This is a genomic window from Methanocella arvoryzae MRE50 (assembly GCF_000063445.1).
Lineage (GTDB): Archaea > Halobacteriota > Methanocellia > Methanocellales > Methanocellaceae > Methanocella_A > Methanocella_A arvoryzae.
The window spans coordinates 196,281-220,761 of the sequence record NC_009464.1; the positions used below are offsets into that span (position 1 = coordinate 196,281).

24 protein-coding genes and 2 tRNA genes are annotated in these 24,481 nt (G+C 49.7%); 12 read left to right on the forward strand and 14 right to left on the reverse strand.

What is annotated here, in order from left to right; translation table 11 throughout:
- Positions 1 to 86: 86 nt before the first annotated feature.
- On the forward strand, positions 87 to 905 hold the full coding sequence (gene xerA / locus RCI_RS00975; RefSeq protein ID WP_048197777.1) for a site-specific tyrosine recombinase/integron integrase: 819 nt from the start codon (positions 87 to 89) through the stop codon (positions 903 to 905).
- Between the two features lie 140 nt (positions 906 to 1,045).
- Positions 1,046 to 1,594: a YkgJ family cysteine cluster protein gene (locus tag RCI_RS00980; RefSeq protein ID WP_012034517.1), complete on the forward strand. Its 549-nt coding sequence runs from the start codon at positions 1,046 to 1,048 to the stop codon at positions 1,592 to 1,594.
- Here the strand turns inward: RCI_RS00980 and RCI_RS00985 are convergent, their stop codons facing one another.
- A complete protein-coding gene (locus tag RCI_RS00985; RefSeq protein WP_048198854.1) occupies positions 1,595 to 3,427 on the reverse strand; it encodes a YgiQ family radical SAM protein in 1,833 nt (610 codons plus the stop codon).
- Between the two features lie 686 nt (positions 3,428 to 4,113).
- On the opposite strand from RCI_RS00985, the gene uvrA reads away from it, so the two are divergent.
- The gene (gene uvrA, locus RCI_RS00990; RefSeq protein ID WP_012034519.1) at positions 4,114 to 6,645 is read left to right on the forward strand and encodes an excinuclease ABC subunit UvrA; all 2,532 of its coding nucleotides are present in this window, start codon (positions 4,114 to 4,116) and stop codon (positions 6,643 to 6,645) included.
- 30 nt (positions 6,646 to 6,675) lie between these two features.
- Here uvrA and RCI_RS00995 read toward each other — a convergent pair whose 3' ends face one another.
- Entirely contained in the window at positions 6,676 to 7,269 is a 594-nt protein-coding gene (locus RCI_RS00995) for a hypothetical protein (protein WP_148266469.1), read from the reverse strand.
- Between the two features lie 203 nt (positions 7,270 to 7,472).
- Here RCI_RS00995 and RCI_RS01000 point away from each other — a divergent pair, with 203 nt between their 5' ends.
- Entirely contained in the window at positions 7,473 to 7,739 is a 267-nt protein-coding gene (locus tag RCI_RS01000; protein ID WP_148266470.1) for a hypothetical protein, read from the forward strand.
- Between the two features lie 82 nt (positions 7,740 to 7,821).
- Here RCI_RS01000 and pyrF read toward each other — a convergent pair whose 3' ends face one another.
- Genes pyrF through sppA form a run of 3 tightly spaced genes read right to left on the reverse strand, consistent with a single transcriptional unit; the run spans position 7,822 to position 10,453 of the window.
- Complete coding sequence (gene pyrF, locus RCI_RS01005; RefSeq protein WP_048198856.1) at positions 7,822 to 8,466, reverse strand: orotidine-5'-phosphate decarboxylase; 645 nt, start codon at positions 8,464 to 8,466, stop codon at positions 7,822 to 7,824.
- A gap of 45 nt (positions 8,467 to 8,511) precedes the next feature.
- Positions 8,512 to 9,519 (reverse strand): Clp1/GlmU family protein, encoded by a 1,008-nt coding sequence (locus RCI_RS01010; RefSeq protein WP_048197781.1) that lies wholly within the window; start codon positions 9,517 to 9,519, stop codon positions 8,512 to 8,514.
- A gap of 43 nt (positions 9,520 to 9,562) precedes the next feature.
- On the reverse strand, positions 9,563 to 10,453 hold the full coding sequence (gene sppA / locus RCI_RS01015; RefSeq protein ID WP_231844892.1) for a signal peptide peptidase SppA: 891 nt from the start codon (positions 10,451 to 10,453) through the stop codon (positions 9,563 to 9,565).
- Between the two features lie 699 nt (positions 10,454 to 11,152).
- Between sppA and RCI_RS01020 the strand changes: the two genes are divergently transcribed.
- Positions 11,153 to 11,824 (forward strand): pentapeptide repeat-containing protein, encoded by a 672-nt coding sequence (locus RCI_RS01020; RefSeq protein ID WP_048198859.1) that lies wholly within the window; start codon positions 11,153 to 11,155, stop codon positions 11,822 to 11,824.
- A 7-nt stretch (positions 11,825 to 11,831) separates the two neighbouring features.
- Here the strand turns inward: RCI_RS01020 and RCI_RS01025 are convergent, their stop codons facing one another.
- Both RCI_RS01025 and RCI_RS01030 read right to left on the reverse strand, forming a co-directional pair.
- Positions 11,832 to 13,136: an MFS transporter gene (locus tag RCI_RS01025; RefSeq protein WP_012034526.1), complete on the reverse strand. Its 1,305-nt coding sequence runs from the start codon at positions 13,134 to 13,136 to the stop codon at positions 11,832 to 11,834.
- 358 nt (positions 13,137 to 13,494) lie between these two features.
- On the reverse strand, positions 13,495 to 14,130 hold the full coding sequence (locus tag RCI_RS01030; RefSeq protein ID WP_012034527.1) for a LysE family translocator: 636 nt from the start codon (positions 14,128 to 14,130) through the stop codon (positions 13,495 to 13,497).
- Between the two features lie 146 nt (positions 14,131 to 14,276).
- Here RCI_RS01030 and RCI_RS01035 point away from each other — a divergent pair, with 146 nt between their 5' ends.
- From RCI_RS01035 to RCI_RS01045, 3 genes are all read left to right on the forward strand, one after another.
- The gene (locus RCI_RS01035; protein ID WP_012034528.1) at positions 14,277 to 15,251 is read left to right on the forward strand and encodes a TAXI family TRAP transporter solute-binding subunit; all 975 of its coding nucleotides are present in this window, start codon (positions 14,277 to 14,279) and stop codon (positions 15,249 to 15,251) included.
- A gap of 15 nt (positions 15,252 to 15,266) precedes the next feature.
- Complete coding sequence (locus RCI_RS01040; protein ID WP_012034529.1) at positions 15,267 to 15,773, forward strand: DUF1850 domain-containing protein; 507 nt, start codon at positions 15,267 to 15,269, stop codon at positions 15,771 to 15,773.
- Between the two features lie 173 nt (positions 15,774 to 15,946).
- Positions 15,947 to 18,106, forward strand: a complete 2,160-nt coding sequence (locus RCI_RS01045) for a TRAP transporter permease (protein ID WP_158308838.1) — start codon at positions 15,947 to 15,949, stop codon at positions 18,104 to 18,106.
- Positions 18,107 to 18,182: 76 nt separating this feature from the next.
- Here RCI_RS01045 and RCI_RS01050 read toward each other — a convergent pair whose 3' ends face one another.
- The 3 genes from RCI_RS01050 to RCI_RS01055 form a co-directional block, all read right to left on the reverse strand.
- Positions 18,183 to 18,485 (reverse strand): DUF2769 domain-containing protein, encoded by a 303-nt coding sequence (locus RCI_RS01050; RefSeq protein ID WP_012034531.1) that lies wholly within the window; start codon positions 18,483 to 18,485, stop codon positions 18,183 to 18,185.
- Positions 18,486 to 18,869: 384 nt separating this feature from the next.
- Positions 18,870 to 19,118: transfer RNA gene (locus RCI_RS16510), tRNA-Trp, on the reverse strand.
- Positions 19,119 to 19,208: 90 nt separating this feature from the next.
- Positions 19,209 to 19,283, reverse strand: a tRNA-Arg gene (locus RCI_RS01055).
- A gap of 163 nt (positions 19,284 to 19,446) precedes the next feature.
- Between RCI_RS01055 and RCI_RS17220 the strand changes: the two genes are divergently transcribed.
- Together RCI_RS17220 and RCI_RS01065 are read left to right on the forward strand one after the other, a co-directional pair.
- On the forward strand, positions 19,447 to 20,259 hold the full coding sequence (locus tag RCI_RS17220) for a carboxypeptidase-like regulatory domain-containing protein (protein ID WP_012034532.1): 813 nt from the start codon (positions 19,447 to 19,449) through the stop codon (positions 20,257 to 20,259).
- A gap of 258 nt (positions 20,260 to 20,517) precedes the next feature.
- Entirely contained in the window at positions 20,518 to 21,186 is a 669-nt protein-coding gene (locus RCI_RS01065) for a hypothetical protein (RefSeq protein WP_148266471.1), read from the forward strand.
- Positions 21,187 to 21,231: 45 nt separating this feature from the next.
- Here the strand turns inward: RCI_RS01065 and RCI_RS01070 are convergent, their stop codons facing one another.
- Genes RCI_RS01070 through RCI_RS01080 form a run of 3 tightly spaced genes read right to left on the reverse strand, consistent with a single transcriptional unit; the run spans position 21,232 to position 22,714 of the window.
- Positions 21,232 to 21,570: a gamma-glutamylcyclotransferase family protein gene (locus RCI_RS01070; protein WP_012034534.1), complete on the reverse strand. Its 339-nt coding sequence runs from the start codon at positions 21,568 to 21,570 to the stop codon at positions 21,232 to 21,234.
- 6 nt (positions 21,571 to 21,576) lie between these two features.
- Complete coding sequence (locus tag RCI_RS01075; protein WP_012034535.1) at positions 21,577 to 21,966, reverse strand: DUF473 domain-containing protein; 390 nt, start codon at positions 21,964 to 21,966, stop codon at positions 21,577 to 21,579.
- Between the two features lie 4 nt (positions 21,967 to 21,970).
- Positions 21,971 to 22,714: a proteasome assembly chaperone family protein gene (locus RCI_RS01080; RefSeq protein ID WP_012034536.1), complete on the reverse strand. Its 744-nt coding sequence runs from the start codon at positions 22,712 to 22,714 to the stop codon at positions 21,971 to 21,973.
- A gap of 130 nt (positions 22,715 to 22,844) precedes the next feature.
- Here RCI_RS01080 and RCI_RS01085 point away from each other — a divergent pair, with 130 nt between their 5' ends.
- Together RCI_RS01085 and RCI_RS01090 are read left to right on the forward strand one after the other, a co-directional pair.
- Complete coding sequence (locus tag RCI_RS01085) at positions 22,845 to 23,165, forward strand: DUF5611 family protein (RefSeq protein ID WP_048198861.1); 321 nt, start codon at positions 22,845 to 22,847, stop codon at positions 23,163 to 23,165.
- A gap of 31 nt (positions 23,166 to 23,196) precedes the next feature.
- The gene (locus tag RCI_RS01090; RefSeq protein WP_012034538.1) at positions 23,197 to 24,081 is read left to right on the forward strand and encodes an RIO1 family regulatory kinase/ATPase domain-containing protein; all 885 of its coding nucleotides are present in this window, start codon (positions 23,197 to 23,199) and stop codon (positions 24,079 to 24,081) included.
- Here the strand turns inward: RCI_RS01090 and RCI_RS01095 are convergent.
- Entirely contained in the window at positions 24,076 to 24,399 is a 324-nt protein-coding gene (locus tag RCI_RS01095) for a hypothetical protein (protein WP_048197785.1), read from the reverse strand. The genes RCI_RS01090 and RCI_RS01095 overlap by 6 nt on opposite strands.
- Between the last annotated feature and the right edge of the window lie 82 nt (positions 24,400 to 24,481).

The window sequence follows — 24,481 nt, forward strand, 5'->3', positions numbered from 1 at the left end:
TTTTTTGAAGACGGCAAACTGATATATCGCAGTGTGGCAGCAATAAATTTTTCTTATCTTAAGCCCATGTGTGTATGGGGATTGGGATGGATTACGTAGCTGTGTTTATCGATGAAAAAAGGCTATCGTCCAGCCCTGGCACTATCCGGCAGTATGGCATGATCCTCAACCGGTTTTATAAGTATACGGGTAAACAGCCTGAAATGGTCGTCCGGCCGGAGATTGTGCGGTACCTGAACTACCTCATGTTCGAAAAACACCTGTCGAAAACGACGGTTGCTAACGTGTTGAGCGTCCTGAAATCCTTTTATTCATTCATGCTCGACAATGGCTATGTTTCCTCGAACCCCACGAGAGGCATCAACAATATCAAGCTGGATAAGAAGGCGCCGGTATACCTGACAGTCTCTGAGATGAACGATCTGCTCGATACGGCGATCGACACTCGTGACAGAATTATCGTAAGACTGTTATACGCAACCGGCGTGCGGGTTTCAGAGCTGGTGAACATCCGGAAAAAAGACATCGATTTCGACCGGTGTACGATCAAAGTATTCGGCAAGGGAGCCAAAGAGCGGATCGTTCTTGTTCCGGAAACAGTAGTCAAAGAAATGTATGACTACGCTGCCAGTCTCAGCAATGACGACCGGCTTTTCAACCTGACACCCCGTACGGTTCAGCGGGACATCAAACAGCTCGCCCGCCGGGCAAAGATCAATAAAAACGTGACACCCCATAAGTTGCGTCATAGTTTTGCCACACACATGCTCCAGAACGGAGGAAACGTCGTGGCTATCCAGAAGCTGCTCGGCCACTCATCGCTCAATACGACGCAAATATACACCCACTATAATGTCGATGAGCTGAAAGAAATGTACGGGCGGACGCACCCGCTTGGCAAGTAGCAAGTGCAAGTAGCAATCGATTAAGGACCGAACCTGCATAATTGACGCATATATCCCGGTTTTCCCGCGTAATATAGTGCTACACGCTATAAGTGTTATCTTATTGTAATTATATAAACAAAGCTATTTAAGGTAGCCTTATGCAGGAGACTATTAAAGATCGCTTCGAATGCCGGCAATGCGGGAACTGCTGCCGGTCGAATAGCATGTTACCGCTGACTCTGGACGATATCTACCGGATAGCTGATTTCCTCGACATGGGGCCGGATGAGTTCTTCCAGGAGTATTGTAAGGAGATGGTCATAGGCGGCAGTGTCACCCCGATGGCGTACCTTACCCGGGAAGACGGGTGCCCGTTCCTCAAGGATAACCTCTGCTCAATCCACTTTGTCAAGCCGCTGCTATGCAAATACATGCCTTCCACGATCTTCGGCAGCAGCCAGTACCTGCGCTCTAAAATGCCGTCGAGCTGCGACGTGCAGCGTGCCAGGAATGGGTGGAAGATCAACGATACAGATTCGGTTAAAGAGCGGTACATGGTCTCCATGATACTGACGTCAATATACTACAGTAATTACGGTAAGTTCGATTACGAGAGCGCGAAGCCGTACATCTACAGGATACTGCTCATCAACCGAAATCGAAAAAACCTGTATGATCTCGTGGATAATCACCAGGTAACAAATTGATCACGGCTTTCGTCGGCCTGGCTTCTTATAGATTGCAGGACGGACAGGCTTGATCAGACAGTTTTGTCCATAGCCAATTAAGTCTTTTCTATTTGCAGAGATAAGCGCCTTTTTCACCAGGTCATAGTTTTCCGGGTTCTTGTACTGGAGCAACGCCCGATACATCCTGCGCTCTTCCACACTTTTCGGCACGTAAACTTCCTGGCCAGTATACGGATTATATCCAGTGTAGTACATACATGTCGACAGTGTCGAAGGAGTCGGGGTAAAATCCTGCACCTGCTCCACATAATAGCCCATATCCCGGACGTATTCCGCAAGCTGAATGGCGTCCTTTAGCGTACAGCCGGGGTGAGCGGAGATGAAGTACGGGATAATGTACTGTTCTTTGCCCAGCTCTTTGTTGATTTCCCGGTACTTGCTCACGAACTTATCGTAAGCCTCGATAGAAGGCTTACACATGGCGTCGGTGACGTTTCTGGACACGTGCTCCGGGGCGACTTTCAGTTGACCGCTGACGTTCTGTCTGCATATATGGTAGAGATACTGCTCGTCCTGCATGGCCAGATCGTACCTGATACCAGAGCCTATGAACACATTTTTAACGCCCGGCACTTTCCGGACCTCGTTAAGCAGAGTGATCAGCCGGGAGTGATCCTTATTCAGGTTCGGGCAGGGCTCAGGGTACAGGCAGAGCTTATCCCTGCACATGCCCTGGGTCGACCGTTTAGAGCAGCCGAGCATGTACATGTCCGCCGTGGGCCCTCCTATATCGGAGATCGTACCTTTGAACTCCGGCAGCTTTGTCAGAGCTCTTATTTCCCTGAGGATGGACTCCTGGCTCCTGCTCTGGATCATCCTTCCCTGGTGAGCGGTAATGGCACAAAAGGCACAGCCCCCGAAGCAACCGCGATGGCTGGTTATTGAAAATCTCACAGTCCTGAGCGCAGGAATATCTTCTTTGTAAGACGGGTGAGGGTACCTTGTATAGGGCAGATCATAGATTGCATCCATCTCGGCAGTCGTCAGAGGAAGAGCAGGAGGATTCTGGACTATGATCGTCTTTGGGTGTCTCTGCACTAGCGTATGCCCGTAATACGGGTCCTGCTCATCGTAGAACGTTTTAAAGGCTTCTGCAAATGCCCGTTTGTCTGTGGATACAGCCTTAAAGTCGGGTAGTTCAATGAAATCCGAAAGATCGCCGATCTTCCGGGTCTTGTAGGTGGTCCCTCGTATATCAGTAATATCGGCTATGCGCTCTCCGTTTTTCAGCCTGCCGACTACGTCGACGATCGTTTTCTCCCCCATTCCGTAGACGATCATGTCGGCTGGCGCGTCGGCCAGTATGGACTGACGCACTTTATCATCCCAGTAATCGTAGTGTGCAAACCTCCGGAGGCTCGCTTCCAGGCCTCCGGTGATGATCGGTATGGTCTTGTAGGTCTCCCGTATTTTGTTGCAGTAGACCGTCACTGCCCGGTCCGGCCTCATGTGCGGCCTGTTGCCGGGGCTGTAATCGTCATCCGATCTCAGCCGCTTGTTAGCCGTATAGTTGTTGACCATCGAGTCCACGTTACCCGACGTCACGCAGAAGCACAGGCGAGGCTCCCCGAGCCGGGAAAATGACGTTTTATCCGTTACGTCCGGCTGGGCAATGATCCCGACTCTGAAGCCGGCTTTTTCCAGCACCCTGCCAATGATCGCCACCCCGAAGGACGGGTGATCGACATAAGCATCCCCGCTGACGATGACTACGTCGCACCGGTCCCATCCGAGGGCTTTCAGCTCATCTTTTGTCATCGGCAAATAACGATTTCTGGCAGGTCTGGACATCATGTTCTATGGAGGTGCCATAATAGAAATATATTATGTGATCATTACTGTGTCGTACTTTCAGGTAGCCTTTTCAACTTTTAATGACTGAGCCTTGCCCTTGCTTATAAACCTATGAACAATAAAGAATGCTGTGGTGTGCCTTGCCTGATTGCACAAGCTCCCCGAGATAGCATGTCGAACGCTGCGCTGTGCCGGCTGTCAGTATTACAGGGATATTTCCAACCAGTTGTCTCTATGTGGGTGAACGTTGTCGAACGCTGCGCTGTGCTAATCCTCACAGATACCACAGATTACGATTGATTACACAGATTTCTCTGCTGAATCCACAGATAACTACACGATATCACAGATGGAATACGCTGCTATTCGAACGCCGATAGCAACCATAAGACAGTCGATCAGAATATTTTTTGTTTATCCGTGGAATCGGTCAGAATCATCAGATTCTGCGTTATCCGTGCTATCCATTAGTAATCTGTGGAATCTGTTTCAATCTGTGAAATCTGCGAGGCCTGGCACAGCGCAGCGTTCGTATTGCTGTCTCACCACACGTTAGCAATCAGGACTATCACAGCGCAGCGTTCATCTGCAGACTTCTTATAAGCTTGTGCCATAAAGTATTTTCAAGACCATGTCGTACAGGGACTATTAGTCGTATTTTCTACGCTGACCCGGGGACATATATGCATTCAACAATCGAGATCCGTAATGCCCGACTGCATAACCTCAAGAATGTAAATCTGGACATACCGAAAAACAAGATCGTGGTGATTACCGGACTCTCAGGCTCTGGAAAATCCACCATCGCCATGGACATTCTTCTAAAGGAAGGCCAGCGCCAGTACATGGAATCACTGGGCATGATCACATTCGGGCGGACCAGGCCGCCTGTGGATTCCATCGTCGGCTTGTCTCCCACGATCAGCGTCGATCAGTATCTTCTGAACCACAGCCCCAGATCGACCGTAGGTACAGTGACGGATATATTTACTTATCTACGGGTTCTGTACGCACGCATTGGCCACCGCAACTGTCCGCACTGTGGAATGGAGGTGCCACCGATGGGCTTCGAGTCTCAGGCGTATGACTGGCAAGACGAGTCTGATGAGAGTGCCGACGAAACATTCCCCTGTCCCGGCTGCGGAAGGGAACTACCAGAGCTGAGCATGGCACACTTTTCGTTCAACAAGCCTGAGGGGGCATGCACAACCTGCACAGGGCTGAGCGTAGTGCGGCAGGCCATCGTCAGCCGCCTTATCGATGAAAACAGGAGTATACCAGAAAATGCCGTGTATGGCTGGACAGATTTCCACAACAATCGCAACGGCCAGATTCTACAGGCTGCAGGCAGATATTATGGCTTTACTTTCGACATTACGAAACCGGTCAAAGATTATACGCCTGTGGAACGTGACCTTTTACTCTATGGCACTGACAGCCCGCAATTCAAGCGACACTTCCCGGGCATCAAACCACCTTCCACTAGCGCAAAGGGTCGATTTGAGGGCGTAATCACTACTTTAATGCGCCGATATGACGAGCATGCCAGCGATGCGGCATATCGTGAAAAACTGGATGACCTGTTCACCACTCAGACCTGTACGGACTGCGAAGGCACCCGCCTGCGCCCGGAGAGTCGGGCAGTTACAGTCGCAGGCTTATCGATCGACGCAGTTTCCAGGCTGTCGCTTAAAGATCTGGATGCATGGCTACAGAGCTTACCGCAGCAATTAACCGATCAGGAAATGTTGTTTGCCCGCCCGATCCTCGACGACCTGCAGGAACGGATCCGACGACTTATAGAAGTAGGGGTGGGTTACCTGACTCTCGAGCGTTCGACCCCGACTATCTCTGCTGGCGAAGCCCGGCGCCTGAGGCTGGCTGCATTGCTGGGGTCAGGGCTGACAGGTATGCTGTACGTCCTCGACGAGCCGACGATAGGCCTCCACCAGCGGGATACAGGACGTCTCATCAGTGTTCTTCGAAGGCTGCGAGATCTGGGCAACACCGTCCTCGTTGTAGAACACGATCTCGAACTGATAAAAGCAGCCGACTACCTGATCGACATCGGCCCCGGCGCCGGCAAATATGGCGGGCAGATCGTTGCTGCAGGCACGCCGGCAGAAGTGGCACAGACTGAAGGTTCACTGACAGGCGCTTTTATTGCTGGTACGATGACCGTGCCGGTACCCGAAACCCGCCGCAAGCGGGGTCAGAGTGCCTTGATGATAAAGGGAGCACGCCACTTCAACCTTAATAACCTGACCATTGAGATCCCGTTAGGGCTGCTGGTAGCAGTCACAGGCGTGTCAGGCTCAGGCAAGTCCTCGCTGATCTTTAAGATCCTCGCCACGGCAGCACACCAGCGCCTGAACGGCACGAGCGAAAAACCCGGAGACCACGACTCGATCACGGGCTGGGAATACATCGACAAGGTCATCACTATCGACCAGAGCCAGATCCTGCGCATACCCCGCTCGAATGCTGCCACTTACTCCGACGCTTTCACGCCGATCAGGGAAGCGTTTGCTGCTACCCCGGATGGAAAAAAGAATAAGGCAACTGCACGGCAGTTCTCCTTTAATGTCCCCGGCGGGCGGTGCGAACGGTGCCAGGGTGCAGGCACGCTGGCCGTAAAAATGCACTTCCTGCCCGAAGTTGAAGTGCGGTGTCCTGCCTGTAGAGGGCGCCGCTTCAAGCGGGAGACACTGGCAATCAAGTATCGTGGCTACGACATTTCTCAGGTGCTGGAGATGACTGTTGAAGAGGCTCTCGAGCTGTTTTCAGATGTTCCGGCCATTGCATCGCGCCTGCAGTTCATGTCCGACGTGGGCCTTGGATACCTAAAGCTAGGCCAGCCAGCCACCACCCTTTCGGGCGGCGAAGCCCAGCGGTTAAAGCTGGCCAGAGAGCTTGGGCGCAGTTCCACCGGCCGCACCCTGTACCTGCTTGACGAGCCTACGACCGGCCTTCACCCTGCAGATACTGCCCGCCTGCTACAGGTTCTCCAGCGGCTGGTCGACGCGGGGAATAGCCTAATTGTCATAGAGCACAACCTCGATCTCGTGAAAGCAGCTGACTGGGTCATCGACCTCGGCCCCGAAGGCGGAGCAGAAGGGGGCAGGCTGGTAGCAGAAGGCACTCCTGGAGAAGTGGCGGAGGTTGAAGAGTCCTATACCGGCCAGTATTTGAAGACCCGGCTACAGCAGAAGTAATTCATAGTAGATGGCTATTTAGTTAAAAAATCATACTATCATCCGGGTACTGATAGCGTTCTTATTAATAAGGCCGTGATTTGTGTACAGGTGCTGGTAGACTACGTTGACCGTGCCTGTACCTTCCCGTATAGTTTCAGTCTGGTTGAACCTGTATTCTTCTCCCGGCCTGAGGGACACATACTGATCATTGACGTAAAGCCAGACAGTGCCATACGAGTCAATAGAATATATGGTCGCATGATCAGCTTTCGTGGGCAGGCTGTAGATACCGAAGAGCTTGTTACCTGTGCCTGCTCCAAAGTCGCCCCGGAGAGTTAATATATCCCCAAATATAGCGATCAGCGAATCGTTCAGGGCGAAGTCGATATTGCCATTTAGTTGCCGGGTATTCTGGTTGAACCAGTAGCTGGGAAAGTTAACTGCCCTGAAAGGAACTTCTCCGCTGACCACCGTTCCGTTAGCAATCAGACTGTGCTCCAGAAACACGACTTTTCCTGGTGATAGAGTATTAATGTCCACGGCAGGAACATCTGCAGTAGTCACTGTACCTACAGAACCCAGACCGGCAAGAATTATTAGTAATAGCAGTAATCCTTTTCCCCTGGTACCCACAACTGACATCAGATGACGATACATGTCTGAAAGCGATATACTTATTCGCCGCAATCCGCAACCAGAGCAATAATTATAGACATACCAGGTAAGCACTGCAGGCGGCAGCAGGGTAACATTTTTATGCAAATCAGAATATTATATATTGGTGCATTTATATTATAAGCCGCAAGACCATCGAACTGGCTAAATTCATAACAGGTGTTATGCTGGTGGTGTACGTAGCTACGATGATCTACGTGCAGAATATGGGCTTGAAGCTGATTATTGATAGCGATACGGCAAAAGCGATCATATATTCTTTAGATATGCCTACGATGCTGGTCCTCATCATCTTCGCTGGACTGTGCTTCCGGCAGGAGTTGACCAAGCCCAAGTATAACATTCCCAAGAAAAACCGGTGGATGATCGATGCAATATTATCATGTATTGGAGTAGCCGCGATGGGGATATTGCTCCTGATAAAATACGTGATGTAATTGAAAGGTAGATCACAAAAATAAAAAGCTGAGGTGCGCCTCAGGACTCATAGGGCTCATCACAGTTCAGCAGTTTTTGTCATCATCGGCGCAGCTGCTCTATGAAATTTTTTGCAGCCTGATATGGATCAGGTGCATTATAAATGCTTCTTCCCACGATCACGAAGTCGGCGCCTGCCTTGATAGCCGATGCGGCGTCGCCACCCTGAGTTCCAACTCCGGGAGAGAGTATCTTCATGTCGCCTGCACGCTGCCGGATCATGGCGAGGCGTTCTGGCCTGGTGGCCGGTGCTATGATACCGTTAGCTCCTGCAGCTCTTGCGAGATCTACCAGCTCGAGGGCGTGGCCTTGCAGGAAGTCAAGGGCGCCCGGGTGGCTCATTTCTGTGACCACGAACACCTCTTTGCCATACTGTTTAGCTGCGTCGACACAGGCCTGCACGCTGTCTTTGCCAGTGAAGCCCTGACAGATGATAGCGTCGGCACCTGCCTTGAAAGTCTCTTCACAGATGAGCTTGTTAGTGTTGGGAATGTCGGCGACTTTAAAGTCTGCTATAACATTAGTGTATTGCTTTAGCTCCCCGATGATACCGAGCCCGCAGGAGAGTACAATAGGATAGTTCACCTTGATCGCGTCGACGGCGCCGCCGAGCTTTTCGGCAATAGCCAGCGCCTCTTTTCTGTCGGTAACGTCCATGGCGATGATTAAGCGAGATTCAGCCTTGATTGTCATAACAAGTCCATGATAACTGTCTCTGAGCATACATAAGAGTTATGCACGGTAAAAGGAAGGCAGGAACTGGCCTGCACTGGCAAAGGTTTCGGGATCCAGTTTCATTGTGCCGAACTGGATGACGGAGAAGTCTTTCGCACATGTGAGTATGTTGATGACTTTTCTATCGAAGTCGATCGATTTCACAATTCCCAGGCCTGATAAATGCCCGTCGCGATCAATGATGCCTACCAGCACGTTCTCAAAATCCGAAGCCGCATATGCACTGATTACTTTAGTGCCGAATGCCAGGGCGATCGTTTCGCGTTCGGGCACCAGGTCTTCGAACACTGCAATGGCTTCGTCCCCGGATACTTCGACATGGACGGCGTCAAAGCCCAGCTCTGACCGAATAGTATCGGGGCTAACGACAGCTCCGTTATTGAGCAGCGATCGCTCTATGCCAGTATCCTGAAGTGCTATACTCTGAACACTGGCACCTTCGAAATGCTCTCGAAAAGCCCTGCCTCGTAACAGATTTCTTTCCGCCCGGCTCTTTTCACGAACATCCGGGCCGGGCATCATGTTCATGATCTCTATCCCGCATTTCCGAAACGCGTTCAGGTATGACAGCTCATTATCAGTCGAGATAGTGATGATTAAGTCCGGCGAGACCGCGTTGATCTTCTCCGTAAGCAGCGTCCTCCCGATTCCCCCGGTTGCAAGACCCGTGGTATTGACTATCAGTGGATAACGATTACACTGTAGTACCATTCTCGATACGCCCGCCATCAGTTGCAAAAAATGTCTGGCTGGAGTAACAGAGCCTACGAAGTAGCCGTCAGTCATATGGAAGCGGCCTTCCCGGCGATAGCCGAGGGACACGACTGAGGGCGGTCCCATATCACTCTGGCCGATATCCGAATCTACGACCATGGCTGGTAATTCATCTGCCAGCCTGCGTACAAGCGTCGATTTGCCCGTATCGCTGATGCCGGCGACCAGAGTAATCCGGGACCTCGAAACCCTGTCCAGTATGTCTTCAAATGAAGACGTTACTTCGTGCATATCCGCTCTCACAGATTTGATCCCGGCCTTGATTAGGCCTGGATTAGGTACCTTTCGAGCCCGGCTCGTTCATGTGTACGATCACTGGCTCGCCCTTAATGCCCCCCAGTTTTGCAGCATACTCGATCGCATCATACAGGCCTCCTATCTCATCAACAAGACCCATTGATTTAGCACTCGTGCCAGTCATAACGCGACCGTCTGCGATTGCCCTGATCTGATTCTCAGGCAAATTGCGGCCTGTAGCGACTGCGGTGACAAACCGTTCGTAGCTCTCGTTTATGATGCTCTGAATATACGACTTTTCATTTTCCGACAGGCCCCGCCAGTCTGCTCCAACATCCTTGTAGTTCCCGGATTTGGCAATGTAGAAATTGATACCTTCCTCGTTATAATACCGGGTCTTGTTCTTGAAAACCCAGATGACGCCGATGCTACCCGTAAACGTGTCTGGGTTAGCAAAGATCTTATCTGCACTAGCCGATACGTAGTATGCGGCCGATGTAGCTGAATCACCCATAGATACGATCACCGGTTTCTTAGCTTTCGTCCGGTTGATCTGAGCGATGATCTCTTCAGCAGCTACCGGCGTACCACCAGGGGAGTTAACCCTGAGCACGATAGCTTTTATACTATCGTCCGCTGTGGCTTTTCTTATTGCCCTGACGACTTCACTGGAAAAGGCTGCCCCATCGTCAGTTGGATCATTAGACTTGTCGGCGATCATTTTGCCCTCGATATACACGACCGCCACTTTATTATCATGATCCAGACCGAGCATTTCCTTTAGATCGCCCTTAATGCCAGATCCAAAGACCAGGTATAATCCGACTCCGGCGATTAAGACAGTGACTATTGCCAGTATCCCCAGTATAAACATGGCTTTTAGTAAAACGACACCTTGATCATCACGGCTGTATAGTGATTTACACATATCCAGCATACCACCCCAAAAGAGGAACGAGCGGCATAGAGATAAAAGTATTATGAGTTATTCAATGAAAAAGGTGCATAGGCCCGTGGACATCCCGGGGCCGGAGATAATAGCAAATGAATTGTATGCTAAAGTCATTCTCAAAATATATAATAATGTCACCCAGTATCTGTACCACCAGTTATATGGTAATCCATAAATTGGGCTCCTTTATGTCGCAAAATAAGCATTTTGCGACACAACGCTAATCATACTCAAAATGGGCCGGGAGCATAATTTCAAGGCTTAAGAATTTTGCATTAAATTGTAAAATACTTGAAATTTTTTATTGCCTATTACACTATAACATATACAAAATAGTGTATATGAAATATGTATAATGTCTTTAATTTAATGTAGGTTACCTGAGTCACAAACATTATAATAAAAATAAATAGTAAAAAAACTACTTTTTCATCTTTCAAATTATAAATTTACATTTTCATATACAATATATTGTAGATATTACACTACAACATATTATATTATATGTATAACTTATTGTATACTGAAAATTAATTTACTTTTGTTTGCAAATAACTCAAGCCTTGAAACTTACAGCACACAGAACCTCAGGCCCAAAATATTTTCACCTGTGGTTCAATGTTTAGATTTATATACCAGCAGGAAGGATATGATCTTGTTATTCGTGACCTGACTATGCCAGACAATGCGCTTATGAAAAAAACAAAATATCTGCTGGAACTAAGAGAATCCAATTTTTCCGGGGGGATCAGAGAAAAAGATCTGAGTCACGCGGACCTTAGCATGGCGGATTTTCATGGCATGCAGTTTGTCGACGTCAATTTTGAAGGTGCAACGCTAGAAAACCTGAACCTGTATGACTGCCAGCTTATCAACTGCAGCTTTAAAAATGCCAGGCTTAACAGGGTCATCGCGCGCAAGACTAAGATCTTTAAGTGTGTTTTCGAAAACGCCGACATGTCTCAGGGAGATTTCGGTGAGTCAGTCTTTTACAAATCCCGTTTCGAAGGCTCAGACATGCACCTTTGTAAGATGTCCAACTCGAAGTGGACCGGATGCTCTTTAAACAGAGTAAACGCTCTCGGCACGGATCTTTCTTCATCATTCATGTCAGGAGTTGAAATTTACTCGTCAGAGTTACGTAATACCAACTTTGACAAGGCGTCTATAATGAGCAGCAAGATCCTGGACTCGTCGCTTGAATATGCTTCATTTAACCAGTCAGTAATTTATGAGACAAAAATCGAATCGTGCAAAACCGACGGGATGCTGCTGTTCGAGACTAAGACGGACCTCAATACAGATGATCTAAAGTATGCCAGAGTCCTCGACATAGTCAAGATTTAGCTATATTTTAGTTATTAACATTAACTAAAATTTCCTGATCAAGTGCTTCAGAATTCTTTTTCTTCCAGAGTCCCATAAGCATATAGGCAAAAAGCCCCGCCGCTGAAAGTGCCATAACTATTGCAGATAGCGCATAGGGAAAGGCTATATTGATCACGTAAACATAGCCCCCGACTATTGGGCCCAGCACCCGCCCGAAGCTTCCGTATGAGCTCAGTATGCCCATGGCTACCCCCTGGTTTCGCTCGTCAGTGCGTCGGGAGACCACAGTATTCAAGCACGGGAATACGAGGCCGCTGCCCACGCTGATTATGCAAATATAGATCAGAGCGGTACCCAGGTCTGTGGAAGTCAGAAGGAGGATCATCCCCACTGAAGCGATTAAAAGACCAAATATAATGACTTTCTCTTCCCCGAACATTTCAATAGCTTTCGCCACTATCAGGCCCTGACAAATGACACTTACCGCTCCCATCATTGCGAAGACAATCCCCATTGCCTCAGGGCCAGTCAGGTGAATACCACTATCGAAGACTTTGACGAAGGAGGTCACACTGGACAGTCCGATCTTGTCCATGAGGAAGTAAGTGAAGGTCCCTTCGAATCCGGAAATTGCAAAGCTGATAACCAGCATGGCCATCAGAAAGACGCCCAGGCCTGTTTTCAACGCAGTAAACATGTGCCTGAACGTTTCTATGATCATGTTGAGCATAGACAGTGGCTTGACTGCATCCCTTATCTTGACTATCTGAGTATAAGTGATGGATTCAGGTATCAGTACCATACAGCCAATCATAGTGATGAACGAAATTAGCGCGGCCGCAAAAAACGGTGCAGATAGCCCATATACAGCGAGAAGGCTCGAAGCGAATGGCCCAAGTATTAAGCCCAGGCCAGAAACTGCACCCATCAGACCCATCAGCTTTGCCCGTTCGGATGGCTGAGTGATATCTGCGACGAAGGCCAGTACAGCCGGAAAAATGCCGGCAGAGAAGAAACCTCCTATTGAGACTGCAATAAAGATCATCCAGAGCTGGCTCGATAAGCCCACCATTGCGAATGCGAGGGTAAAGCCCAGCAGGCTGAAGATGATGACAGGTTTCCGGCCGATGTGATCGGATATTTTACCCCAGATCGGCCCGCAGAAGAACTGGAGAAACGAGAATGTGGCGAGGAGCAGCCCCAGATCAAATGCGGTAGCGTTGACGCTTCTGGTATAATAGGGTATGATCGGAATAATAATCCCGAAGCCGAAGGTGAATATAAAAACGGCTGACGTGAGTACCAGAAGTTGCAACGGCTTAAGTTCCATGCTATTCGGAGATACGAATGTAGCTATGTGTTAAATAAGTTTTGATGTTATAAGAATCAATTGTTCTGATGGATATAAAAGGAAGATAAATAGGACTTAAAAGTATAAAGAAGATTCTGCACTTAAACCATTATCTTCTCTTCAGATATGATCTCACCATTTTGCAACTCATACACATAGGTATGCCCGGTATTTACGCAAAAGACCTTTGACGTTATCGTACTTTTTTTGTCAGTCATTCTGGCAGTTGTAGTTTCCTGCAAAGTAGAGACCTCAACTTATGCCATAAGTTGCAATAGCATATTAATTTAATCTATACATTTTGAAACTAATGAAAAAGATACAGATTGATCTGTCGCTAAAAATACGATACGTACCCGCGGTAGAATAATATTGCTGCGAACAGGATCATCGTAACAGAACAGATCAATGAGAGTATCATCGTCATTCTGCCCTGCAGTACTTTTTTACCCAATGTGCCCGAAGCACCTATCAGGGCATACCAGCCGAAAACTGAAATCGCAATACCTGCGAACATCCAGAGCATAGAAGCCATTCCCGGGCTTGAGAGAACTACAGACCCTGCGAAGACTCCGGTCCACCAGATGATGGCAAACGGGCTTGTGATGCATATTAAAAAGCCCGTCAGGAAGGCGGAGCTCTCCCTTTTAGGTTCATCTTCAGCTGCGCTGCCATGGCTTGTGCTACCGGATTTAAGAGCCCTGATAATCCCCCTGATTCCCAGGAAAAGCAGTAGAATACACCCGCTTATCCATACTACAATCCTCCATGCCGGATTATTCAAAATCTGCAACAGGCCGAGCATGATAAGGATGAAAAAGATGATGTCTGCCAGTACCGCACCTGCGTCCACTTTGATCGCCGATAAGAACCCTTCCGTTATGCCTCTTTTCAAAACTTCGAAAGTGATAGGCCCCGGGGGAACAGCGTGAGTGGCACCGATGAGCAGGCCGGTAAGCAGCACGTCGAGCATAGAATCCTTAGACAGGCCCAAGTTATATAAATTTTATTTTGCATGCTACATGAAAGCACGCTACACAAACGTTTATTAATAATACGATTATTGATGTAAAATATCTTACGAATTTCGAGCATGGTCTCGAAGATGGGAGGATAACTATGTATAACTATAAGAAAATAGTCTCTGTTTTAGTAGTACTGTCAGTACTGCTGCTCTCAGCGGTGTCCCTCGGGTGCACCACGCCAGTCAAGCAATACACCATCGCTACCGGCGGCGTTGCTGGTACGTATTACCCGATCGGCAGCGGGATCGCCCAGGCGGCGAACAACGCCAGCACCGGGTACAACATGGCTATTGAGGCCACCGGTGCTTCGGTCGTGAACTGCCGTCTGCTCAGCAACCAGAGTGTAGACTTCGCCACCATCCAGAACGATGTGGCATACGCCGCAGTTCGTGGCGAACGTGACTTCGAGGCTTCGGGCAGCCTTACTATGATTAAGGGTGTAGCCTGCCTCTACCCTGAGACCATCCAGATCATCACCCTTAACAGCTCCGGTATCAAGAGCGTTAGTGACCTGAAGGGCAAGCGTGTAGTCATGGGCGACCGCGGCAGCGGCTCCTGGTTCAATGCGCTGGAGATCCTGAATGCATACAACCTCACTGAGAACGATGTCCAGCCCTCGTCGGTCAAGCTCGCACAGGCAGCTGAAATGATGAAGAACGACCAGGTCGACGCAGCCTTCTGGACTGGCGGTGCACCCACTGCAGCCATCTCCGAACTGGCTACGACCAACGACATCTACATCGTGCCTATTTCCGGCCCCGAGAGAGATGCCCTGATGGCAGCCTCGCCGTTCTACGCATCACAGACGCTGCCCGCTGGCACCTACAGAAGTGTCGACCACGACACGGAGACTGTGACCATCATGGCCATGCTCGTCGCTCACCAGGACATTCCAGAAGACGATGTATACAACCTGCTGAAAGCGATGTACGACTCCAGCAACCCGATCAGCAGCTACCCCCACGCGGTCGCCAAGCAGATCACCAGGGAGAACGCGCTGAAGGGCATGTCCATTGAGCTCCACCCCGGTGCCAAGAAGTACTTCGATGAGCAGAATATTCTTCCGTAAGAATTTTTGTGCCATATGAAGAGAAAACTAGGGATCGCCGCTATCCTCGGGATAGCGATGATCCTCCTACTTTTTTTCCTGCCGGGCGGCATGTCTCTGGTAATCACTGACAAAGCCGGTCACGTGTACTACACAAAAGAAGTTACTCCGGGAGATACCGTGAGCCTCGGCTTCAGGCACTCCGTAGAAAAAGTGCTGGTGGTAGATACGTTTGTAGTCACGGAGGACTGCATGCTGTACCTGAAGAACACCACATATGGCTCTATGGGCGCTGGCCTTCCTTCTGATAAGTCATATAATATTACAACTGACAGACATGGTAATTTTACCATCGAGGACATTGGCATAACGTACGATCAGATCGGTTTTATGACGCTCGATATTAACAAATATTACATCATTGTATCAGGAGAAACCTGTCAACTGGCAGGCGTTGTTCCTCATGAAAAGCCATTAATACTGAGCGTTGAGCGAGATACGCCAATTAAAATGCATATTAACAGAATTCGAACCTTAATTTAGCCTTCGATTGAGATTCGTAAAGGTTATATATGCTATTGCTTACTTTACTATTAGTTTTAGTCCCGATAACGGTCATTGCTTGATGTATTAATGCTATGCCAAGACATGACAAAGTCCAGTCAGGGGGTTGAAAGGTGCCTGAAGATAAAACAATAAAACTTAATCAATCAGAGTTGGACGACCTGGAGGTCAAATATTCCAATATACGCAGCCTGACGCGCTGGGGAATCCTGCTGGTATCCGCTATAGCGATCATCAGCTCGTTATACCACCTCTACGCATCAGTCTACATGCCGAACTACCAGCTACACCTGTCCCTGCACCTCATGTTCATGATTGTGCTGGCGTTCTTCATGTATCCGGTATGGTCGAAGGCACTTTCAGGGAAGAAAGGCCTTGATAAAGTGCCAATTTATGATCTGATACTGGGAGGGCTTAGCTCGGCTGTGTGCCTGTACTGGGTCTTCTTCTACAACGATATCATCTACCGGTCGGGCATGGAATCCCAGCTGGACCTGCTCGTGGGCGCAATTGGCATTATGCTGGTGCTGGAAGCCACTCGCAGGACAGTCGGCCCGGCGCTGAGCATTCTGGCCGGCTTATTTATCATATATGCATATGTTGGTGCATACCTGCCGGGCATATTGAACCACAGGGGCTACACAGTTGAGCGCATTATCTCTCAGCTATGGTATACTGACCAGGGCATCTTCGGAGTCCCGCTTTACGTGTCGGCCATCTACGTTATTGTCTTCATCCTCTTCGGATCGTTCCTCAAATATTCCGGGGCAGGCGACTTCTTCATTAACTTCGCCTACGCGCTCACAGGCTGGAGGAAAGGCGGCCCGGCCAAAACTTCGGTACTCGCATCCGGCTTCTTCGGCATGATCTCGGGCAGTTCGATCGCCAACGCTGTCACTGTAGGCTCGTTCACAATCCCGCTGATGAAGAAGGCTGGCTACAGAAAAGAGTTCGCCGGCGCAGTCGAAGCTGCATCGTCCACCGGTGGCCAGATCATGCCCCCCGTCATGGGCGCGGCTGCTTTTATCATGGTCGAGTTCACGGGCATCCCGTATAGCGATATCATCATTTCGGCATTAATTCCTGCCATCGCCTTCTTCACGGGAGTGTGGATCATGGCTCACCTCGAAGCAAGCAGGGTCGGCCTTAAGTCGGTGCCGAAATCAGAACTGCCAGACTGGAAAAAGCTGCTGAAAGAAAAGGGATACGTGAGCATCTCAGTATTCCTGTTGCTCTACCTCATCCTGATCGCAAAAGTCTCGATTCCCTATGCAGGTGTCTTTAGTATAATTTCAATCATAGCGTTCAGTTACGTGCCTGATCTGGCAAAATTGTACAGGGAAAAGAAATACTGGGTCCTGGCAGGCATCGGTATAGCCTACGTCGCCATTGTGGCCATCGCTATGTACGTCCTCAACCTGTCGGCTATGATGTCGATCTTCTACAGTGTGCTGCCAATCGTCATCGTGCTGGTAGCATACTGCCACTTCACTGGCAAAAAGCTGGAGGGGATGGACGCCGGCAAGTTCAGGCTTGCCCTTGAGGAAGGTACCAAAGGCTCTTCGGGTGTAGCACTGGCCTGCGCTACTGCAGGTATCATCTCGGGTGTGGCTACCCTGACTGGCCTCGGCCTTAAGATCGCTATGCTGGTATCAGTGATCTCCGGAGGCTCGCTATTCATAGCTCTGATCGTGACCATGATAGCATGTATTGTGCTGGGCATGGGCCTGCCGACGACTGCTACGTACATCGTGCTGGTGACGATGGCAGCGCCTGCACTGGCCGCAATGCACCTGCCGTCAGGCGCATTGATTCCCGTACTGGCCATTCACATGTTCGTGCTATACTACGGTGTGCTGGCCGACGTGACTCCGCCGGTGGCACTGGCAGCATACGCTGCATCGGGCATCGCAAAGTCTAACCAGTTCAAGACAGGCATAGAAGCGTTTAAGATTTCTATGAATAAGGCAATGGTGCCGTTTGCCTTTGTGTATTCGCCCGCCATCCTGCTCCTCGGCATCGACTGGGCCAGCCCGCTGTCAGTAGGAAGTGCTGCCTTTGACATCGCTACGATGTTCATGGGTATCCTCTGCCTGCAGATAGCGCTCACAGGGTTCTGGATGGCAAACCTGTCAAAGATCGAGCGGGCAGCGATGATAATAGCAGCCCTGGCGCTCATTTTCCCCAACGTGCCGGGAGCAATTTATGGCGTTGCGGCTCTGATAACGTTGTATGTACTACAGAAGAGCAGAATACTTGCCGGCCCGGACGGCAAGTTCATGGACGGCTTCAGAAAGATGTTTCCGAACTGAAACATCTTTCTCTTCTTTTTTGTATATTTTAAGGTAATAGTAAAATAGAAAAGGCTACGGTAAGCTGTTTTATGGCTTACCGCAGGTTATCCAGATACCGGGTCTCGAATTCAGAGCCTTTCATACAGTACATCATATCTTTCATGCCCAGGCCTTGCTTCACCCCGCAAGCAGGACAGTTACACCCGTTGATCTGGCCGATGCACCTGAAACTATTGCCCTGGAGACAAAATATGCCTTCATTATCATTCTTTGCGCATTCGGTATACGAAGGACAGACAGGACATTTACATTCATTCGCGAATGTCTGCAGCTTCGATTTCCGATCTTCCGGCCCGAGATCTTTCAGGCTCTGGACAGTCTCATCAAACTTATCCATATGACCACCTCAGGATGAGTTCATTTTGGATTATGATAAGTTGTGGCTAAAGTAAAACAGGATCTGAACTGATCTGTCGGATTTTTATGTGAAACCCGGGTACTTTCGTTGAGTATAGTTATTCTTGAAACTTTTAGGATAGTCAGGTACCGTTTACACGAAGTACACAAGGTACACGAAGTACGCGAAGTTTTACGATAAGACCATATTACAGCATGCCATTATTATCGAACTTTGTGTACCTCGTGTACTTCGCGTACTTCGTGTAAATGGTACGGGCACTCATACAAAACCTTCCAGAAGGACAATACTATTCAAACTTTATTGATTGCAGAATAGTATGACGACACCCGAAGGTACTCGATCTAAAATAATAAAAGAAGGTGGGGTTGAAGAGATTTGAACTCCTGATCGACGGGTCTCTCCGATTGATTGTCTGGGATTTCACCAGAGAGCGGCGCTCCTGCGCGATTGACGCGCGGGGAACGCTTTGAAATCAGCGCTCCAACGGTTCCTCACAAGCTACCCCGTCGGGCAGCTTCAGGTGACCCGTTGCTCATCATATTTCTGGAGGGCCTATCAGACCCTTCCACCGCTGGAGCCCGTCGCCATACCTGGCTTGGCCACAACCCCTGCGTGCGAACTGTTATTAGCGTTTTTTGATATTAAACATTTCCTTTCGGGAAATGGTATGTAAAACGTTTCCGTGGAGGAAACGTTTAGCGGGCCCGGTGGGATTCGAACCCACGACCCCCGGCTTAGAAGGCCGGTGCTATATCCTGACTAAGCCACGAGCCCAGCCCTGCGATTAAATGTCTGTACTCGTATATAAATGCTGCGAACGAGAGTATACGATGATTCTTTTTAACCAAAGCTTTATTACTATGCAACCTTTTAAAATAAATATAAATGATATATTAATAGTATTCCTACAAACCCTTGAAAGAGAAGGCTGAAAGTTATGCGTTTTAAATCAAAATTGACGGTAATCCTGCTCGTATCGCTGTTACTGACTGCCATACTCGTACCGGCCATTGCTGCTGCCCAGTCAACTTCTACGATCACCGGCAGGGTAACCTACCAGGGCAACTACATGGATGGCGTAAAAGTAGAACTGGTCGGCGGAAGCTCGGACACGACGAAGGACGGCGGATACTACACGTTAAGCGTGGTTCCGAATATTGCAGTTACAGTTAGAGCATCTTATGGCACCGACAGCCAGACCAAAACGGTCATGGCAGGAGAAGCCGGCAGCACCGTAACTCAGAACTTCGACCTCGCACCGCTTTCGACTGCCAGTCCGATATCCCAGGCACTCGGCCCGAATACTGTCACGATTGTAGGCCAGGTAAAATATGACGGGAATCCCTTATCCGGCGTGGATGTTAATGTATCACCGGTGACGGTTGTTACAACCGATAACAGTGGACAATATCAGGCGGGAGTCCCCGGAAACCTAAACGTGACCGTGTCAGTGGTGACTGCTGCGGGGTCCGACTCTAAATCGGTTGTCACTCCGGCCTCAGGCACCATGGTGGTCAACTTGAATGTCTCAGCAACAGGTGCTGCAACCCCAACAGCCGAGCCCACGCCCACACCAGAAGCCACAGCTACACCCGTACCCACTGCGACTGAAACGATTACGGCAACTCCAGCCCCCACAGCAACGGCTGTGCCGGCTACCCCAACAGCAGCGCCGGCAGGCAGCGAATTAACCATTGCCCTGGCTGCAATCGGCATCCTCGCTGCCATCGGGCTGTTCAGGCGTAAATAAAAATAGGTATATCGACCACTAGCCGGGAGGTTAAGCCTTCCGGCTTCTTTTTTGTAATAACACCATAGTCTAAATGTTGACCTCATTCTATCGAAAAATTTAACTGTAGTAAGTTCCATTCTCACATTAATCGGTTGGATTATAATGTGCTCTAAATACAAGTTGATAATTATTACACTCTTTATTTTTATTCTGACAATTCCCTGTGCCCAGGCATTTCAGATGGCGCAGGCCCCGATACCGAGTGACTGGGCATACGTGTCAGGCATAGTCACATATAATGGCAAACCTCAGGACGGCGTTTTAGTGACGGTACCGGGCGGAACCATGGAAGGTAGCTCATTTACCACTCGTGATGGAGGCTATTATAAAGTATCAGCTTATCCAGGCCTGGTCGTATCTATTAAAGTCAGCTATAAAGGCGCTTCCATGACGAGAAGTGTGGAAACAGGTGGGGAAGGCAGCAACACCACTTATAATTTTGACCTCACTGGAGTAGAACCTTCCGTATCTGCAACCCCAGTCACGGTGCCCGAAACCATCGTCCTGGTTGGATCTGTCAAGCATGACGGCAGCCCTGTTCAGGGTGTATTTGTCAACATATCCCCGGTTACCCGTGTGAAGACGGACATGTCCGGCCAGTTCATGGCTACAGTGCCTTCGGGCGTTAATCTTACAATCTCTGCAGAGACGCCTGCAGGCTTAGTATCGAAGAACGTGACCAGCCCGGTAGAGGGTACAAGCTTCGCGGTCGACCTGATCTCAACCAGCCCGGAGCCGACAGTAACAGTAACACCGACGCCTATAGCCCCTACAAGCCTGCCGGCTACACCCACAGCAGCCCCTGCGGGTGGCGAAGTACTCCTCATCCTGTCGGTGATCAGCCTGCTGGCGGCCGCATGCTTATTCAGGCACGGGAAGAATTGAGATAATCATCGGGCTGAAGGAGCCATCCGTCAGCCCTTAGTTTTTTTAAAGATCTCCGCTGCTGCCTTTAACGTACATAAACGCTTCTACAGGCGTTTTTGAGCCCGCTGGCAGCACCTGTACGGTAATACGCTTGTACAGCCCTTTCCTGACGCCCTCGTAGTCGTCGAGCGTGCTAAGGTCCCGGCTGCCGATCCCCGTCATCAGAGCGCCCTCTATAACAGAGCCTTTCTCTTTTATGGCCATAGGATAGCCTGCGTCATGGTCAAAGTACTTGCGATAGCCTTCGACTCTGGCAGGCTTCATCGGGGGAACCCTTCTCAGCAATCTGCTGAGCACGTCAGGGTCCCTAAGTGTCCCGTAAACGAATATTGTATTAAACATACGTGATCATCTGGCTTCGCACATTGCTACTTCAATAGCATCTACATATATGGGCTTATATACTTCGACGGGATAGACATCCCTGACCTTGCCAGTAGAGTGCAATATCAGCTGAATACGGCCTGACAGTGTCTCACGCTCCTCTATGTTAGACTGGGTGGTATATGTCATCCTGTGCATGCGAATGTCGACTCCCTTGACCATAGCGATACAGCCGCAGAGCCCCGGTACGAGATCGGGCAGCGCCACATCTGTCAGGAATACTTTATCTCCGGGGCCGATCTCAGAGAATGCCTGGAGATTATGAGCGCTGCGGATCTCGAAGGTTCTGATGCGCCTGCGCCTGAGATCCTGAAGAGATTCCTGTGTAAGACCAGTAATTGCTGCGATCTTCATCTTCTCACCCGTACATTGGCAGGTCTTTGGGGGACTGCCTGGCTTCTGCTTCGCCGATCTGTTCAGATAGCTTGTGGAGCACCTTCTCAATCTCTTCAGCCTGCTCTTCCATAAGCTTGATATCGACGTTGAACCCGTAGAGCCGGTTCATGGCTTTGACCACTTCGATGCTCGCCCTCGGATCAGGGCTCGGCCCCCGGGTTTCGCCAAGTATGCATATGCCGTCGATGCCGTGGTTCATGCACTCATTCATGATTACCCCGGGCACCCCGGTGATTGTGCCCATCTCAAAGATTTCGAGGGTGCCTTTGATCCTGTCAAGGCCTTCCTGGGTGGTTGCGGCGCCGAAAACCTTGTGCTCCTCCCCCGTAGTTGCCAGCCCTGCAAGAGAAATTATCTCCCTCGGCTGAAGTTCTTTTGCCCATCGGACGATTCCACCGCCGATTTCCCGGCTTATTATCGGATCGATCGGTATGTCGGAAAAGATGACGATGAGGTTCTTTTCAACGCTCTCGTAGATTCGGACAGGCCCTTTCACCAGGCCCCCGTAAAGGATCGCGATGGGAGGGAACAGTTTCGAGTCCACCCGGCCGCAGGGTTTCATGTCAAGCTGCTCTATTAAATACTGGCCTACGATGTTCCCTACCAGGCCCATGCCCGGGAAACCTCCGAGGATGATCGGGTTTTTACTCTCTATGTGGTCAGCGATGACCTGAACAAACGGTTCCTCCGCCCTTTCTGGCATCATCCATAATTTGTCATGAAAAAATATAAAACTTTTTAATCCATAGACCGTGGCGACGTCCATTTATATATTGTAGGTGAAGGTATCGAAAGCCTTTTACCCCACCAGTTGCAAACATATCCTCGGTGATAGTATCAGCGAATACAAGTTCAAGCGAGGCTTCAAGCCTGAGACAGAGCGGATTAAAAACGTGCTGGAGGAGGTCTTCCAGGTGGAGCCGCAGAACGACGGCGACAAGCTCGTCATCCAGTACGGTGCTATAAAAGAGCTGAAGGCCTGGGTTGAGAACAAGAAACTCTTCGTCGAGACCAGGTCGGACCTGAGCGTTAAAGATCAGGACGTCATCCTCGATACCAACAAGAAGTTCAGGGACTTTCTGGAAGAAGCCACAGGCTACACAGCGAAAGAGCGCCTGAAAATGGCGAAGAAGGAAGTTTCGGGCGAAGAGAAGTAACGCCTGCGCATAATTTCCTGGTGCGAAACCAATGATAGATCACGCTGCGGTTTATCTGGCCCTGGTGCCCAACGAGAAAAAAGTCCTCCGGGGAGTTGAGGAGGGCATGAAAAGGCACGAGTGGGTACCGGTAGAAGACATCGAGGCTTACGCTGGCCTTGGTCGTAAGGAGGTCGAATACCGGCTGAACCGGCTGGTCGACATGAAAATCGTCGAGAGGTATATCCAGTCTTATGCTGGCTACCAGCTCAAGTTCGACGGCTACGATATACTGGCTATCGACGCTTTTGTCAAAAAGGAGACCTTTGGCGCTCTGGGAGAAGTGATCGGGGTGGGCAAGGAGTCAGTCGTTCTGGCCGCCATGAGCCACAAGCCGGTAGCAGTCAAGTTTCACAGGGAAGGCAGGACCAGCTTTAAGCAGGTGAAAAGGTCCAGGCAGCACCTCGTGGATATAGAGATCGTGAACTTCTCCTGGCTATACGCCGCGATGCTTGCAGCAAAGCGGGAGTTCGAGGCTATGAAAATCCTCTATCCTGCGGTAAGCATTCCCGAGCCCATAGACCAGAATCGCCACGCTATTGTCATGAGCGTGGTCAAAGGCATCGAGATGGCAAAGGCTACGCTGGTAGATCCCGAATGGTACCTCGACAGCGTAATAGAGCAGGTGAAGAAAGCCTACGAACTTGGCATTATCCACTCTGATCTGTCTGAGTTCAACATCATGGTCAGCGACGAAGGCCTGACGATCATCGATTGGCCTCAGTATGTGAAGGTTGGCTCGAAGACGGCAGAAGAGATGCTAGAGAGGGATGTCAGGAACGTGCTGACACACTTCGAGAAAAAGTACAGAATAAGACGAGACCTGCAGTCGACGATCGGCTACATTAAGGGAAAAGAGAGCGGCAAGCAGTCATAGCCGGGTATACCGGACGGAGCCAGTCATATCTGCGATCAGATATGGACCTTCACGATCATCTTTTCGCAGCGACACGAACATGCAGTGCTCCTGCAAACAATTTTCAGCATTCTGCAGGACAAGGTAAAACCGGTGGTCAGGCCAGATATAGTAAAAGCCGGAAAAGTGCTCATGTGTCAGGCCGAGAATGCAGTCCATCGATACTTCACGCTCTTTGTCGTCAAACCTGAGTGTCCTGATGAGAAGCTGGCCACAGGCTACGTTATCCTTGTTAACCCATGTGCCGGCAATTTCGGAGCTTTCGACTGGATAATCCATAACCGGAGCAGGGTTACAATCAAGTCTGCTATCACCGGTTTGTGATAGAGCCTGCCTCGAGTCAAACATCATTCCTGCCACA

Bases quoted from the DNA above. Each gene is read 5' to 3' on its own strand.
- xerA (WP_048197777.1), top strand. From the start codon at position 87: ATGGATTACGTAGCTGTGTTTATCGATGAAAAAAGGCTATCGTCCAGC.
- RCI_RS00980 (WP_012034517.1), top strand. From the start codon at position 1,046: ATGCAGGAGACTATTAAAGATCGCTTCGAATGCCGGCAATGCGGGAAC.
- RCI_RS00985 (WP_048198854.1), bottom strand. From the start codon at position 3,427: ATGTCCAGACCTGCCAGAAATCGTTATTTGCCGATGACAAAAGATGAG.
- uvrA (WP_012034519.1), top strand. From the start codon at position 4,114: ATGCATTCAACAATCGAGATCCGTAATGCCCGACTGCATAACCTCAAG.
- RCI_RS00995 (WP_148266469.1), bottom strand. From the start codon at position 7,269: ATGTCAGTTGTGGGTACCAGGGGAAAAGGATTACTGCTATTACTAATA.
- RCI_RS01010 (WP_048197781.1), bottom strand. From the start codon at position 9,519: ATGCACGAAGTAACGTCTTCATTTGAAGACATACTGGACAGGGTTTCG.
- sppA (WP_231844892.1), bottom strand. From the start codon at position 10,453: ATGTGTAAATCACTATACAGCCGTGATGATCAAGGTGTCGTTTTACTA.
- RCI_RS01020 (WP_048198859.1), top strand. From the start codon at position 11,153: ATGCCAGACAATGCGCTTATGAAAAAAACAAAATATCTGCTGGAACTA.
- RCI_RS01025 (WP_012034526.1), bottom strand. From the start codon at position 13,136: ATGGAACTTAAGCCGTTGCAACTTCTGGTACTCACGTCAGCCGTTTTT.
- RCI_RS01030 (WP_012034527.1), bottom strand. From the start codon at position 14,130: ATGCTCGACGTGCTGCTTACCGGCCTGCTCATCGGTGCCACTCACGCT.
- RCI_RS01035 (WP_012034528.1), top strand. From the start codon at position 14,277: ATGTATAACTATAAGAAAATAGTCTCTGTTTTAGTAGTACTGTCAGTA.
- RCI_RS01040 (WP_012034529.1), top strand. From the start codon at position 15,267: ATGAAGAGAAAACTAGGGATCGCCGCTATCCTCGGGATAGCGATGATC.
- RCI_RS01050 (WP_012034531.1), bottom strand. From the start codon at position 18,485: ATGGATAAGTTTGATGAGACTGTCCAGAGCCTGAAAGATCTCGGGCCG.
- RCI_RS17220 (WP_012034532.1), top strand. From the start codon at position 19,447: ATGCGTTTTAAATCAAAATTGACGGTAATCCTGCTCGTATCGCTGTTA.
- RCI_RS01070 (WP_012034534.1), bottom strand. From the start codon at position 21,570: ATGTTTAATACAATATTCGTTTACGGGACACTTAGGGACCCTGACGTG.
- RCI_RS01075 (WP_012034535.1), bottom strand. From the start codon at position 21,966: ATGAAGATCGCAGCAATTACTGGTCTTACACAGGAATCTCTTCAGGAT.
- RCI_RS01080 (WP_012034536.1), bottom strand. From the start codon at position 22,714: ATGATGCCAGAAAGGGCGGAGGAACCGTTTGTTCAGGTCATCGCTGAC.
- RCI_RS01090 (WP_012034538.1), top strand. From the start codon at position 23,197: ATGATAGATCACGCTGCGGTTTATCTGGCCCTGGTGCCCAACGAGAAA.
- RCI_RS01095 (WP_048197785.1), bottom strand. From the start codon at position 24,399: ATGGATTATCCAGTCGAAAGCTCCGAAATTGCCGGCACATGGGTTAAC.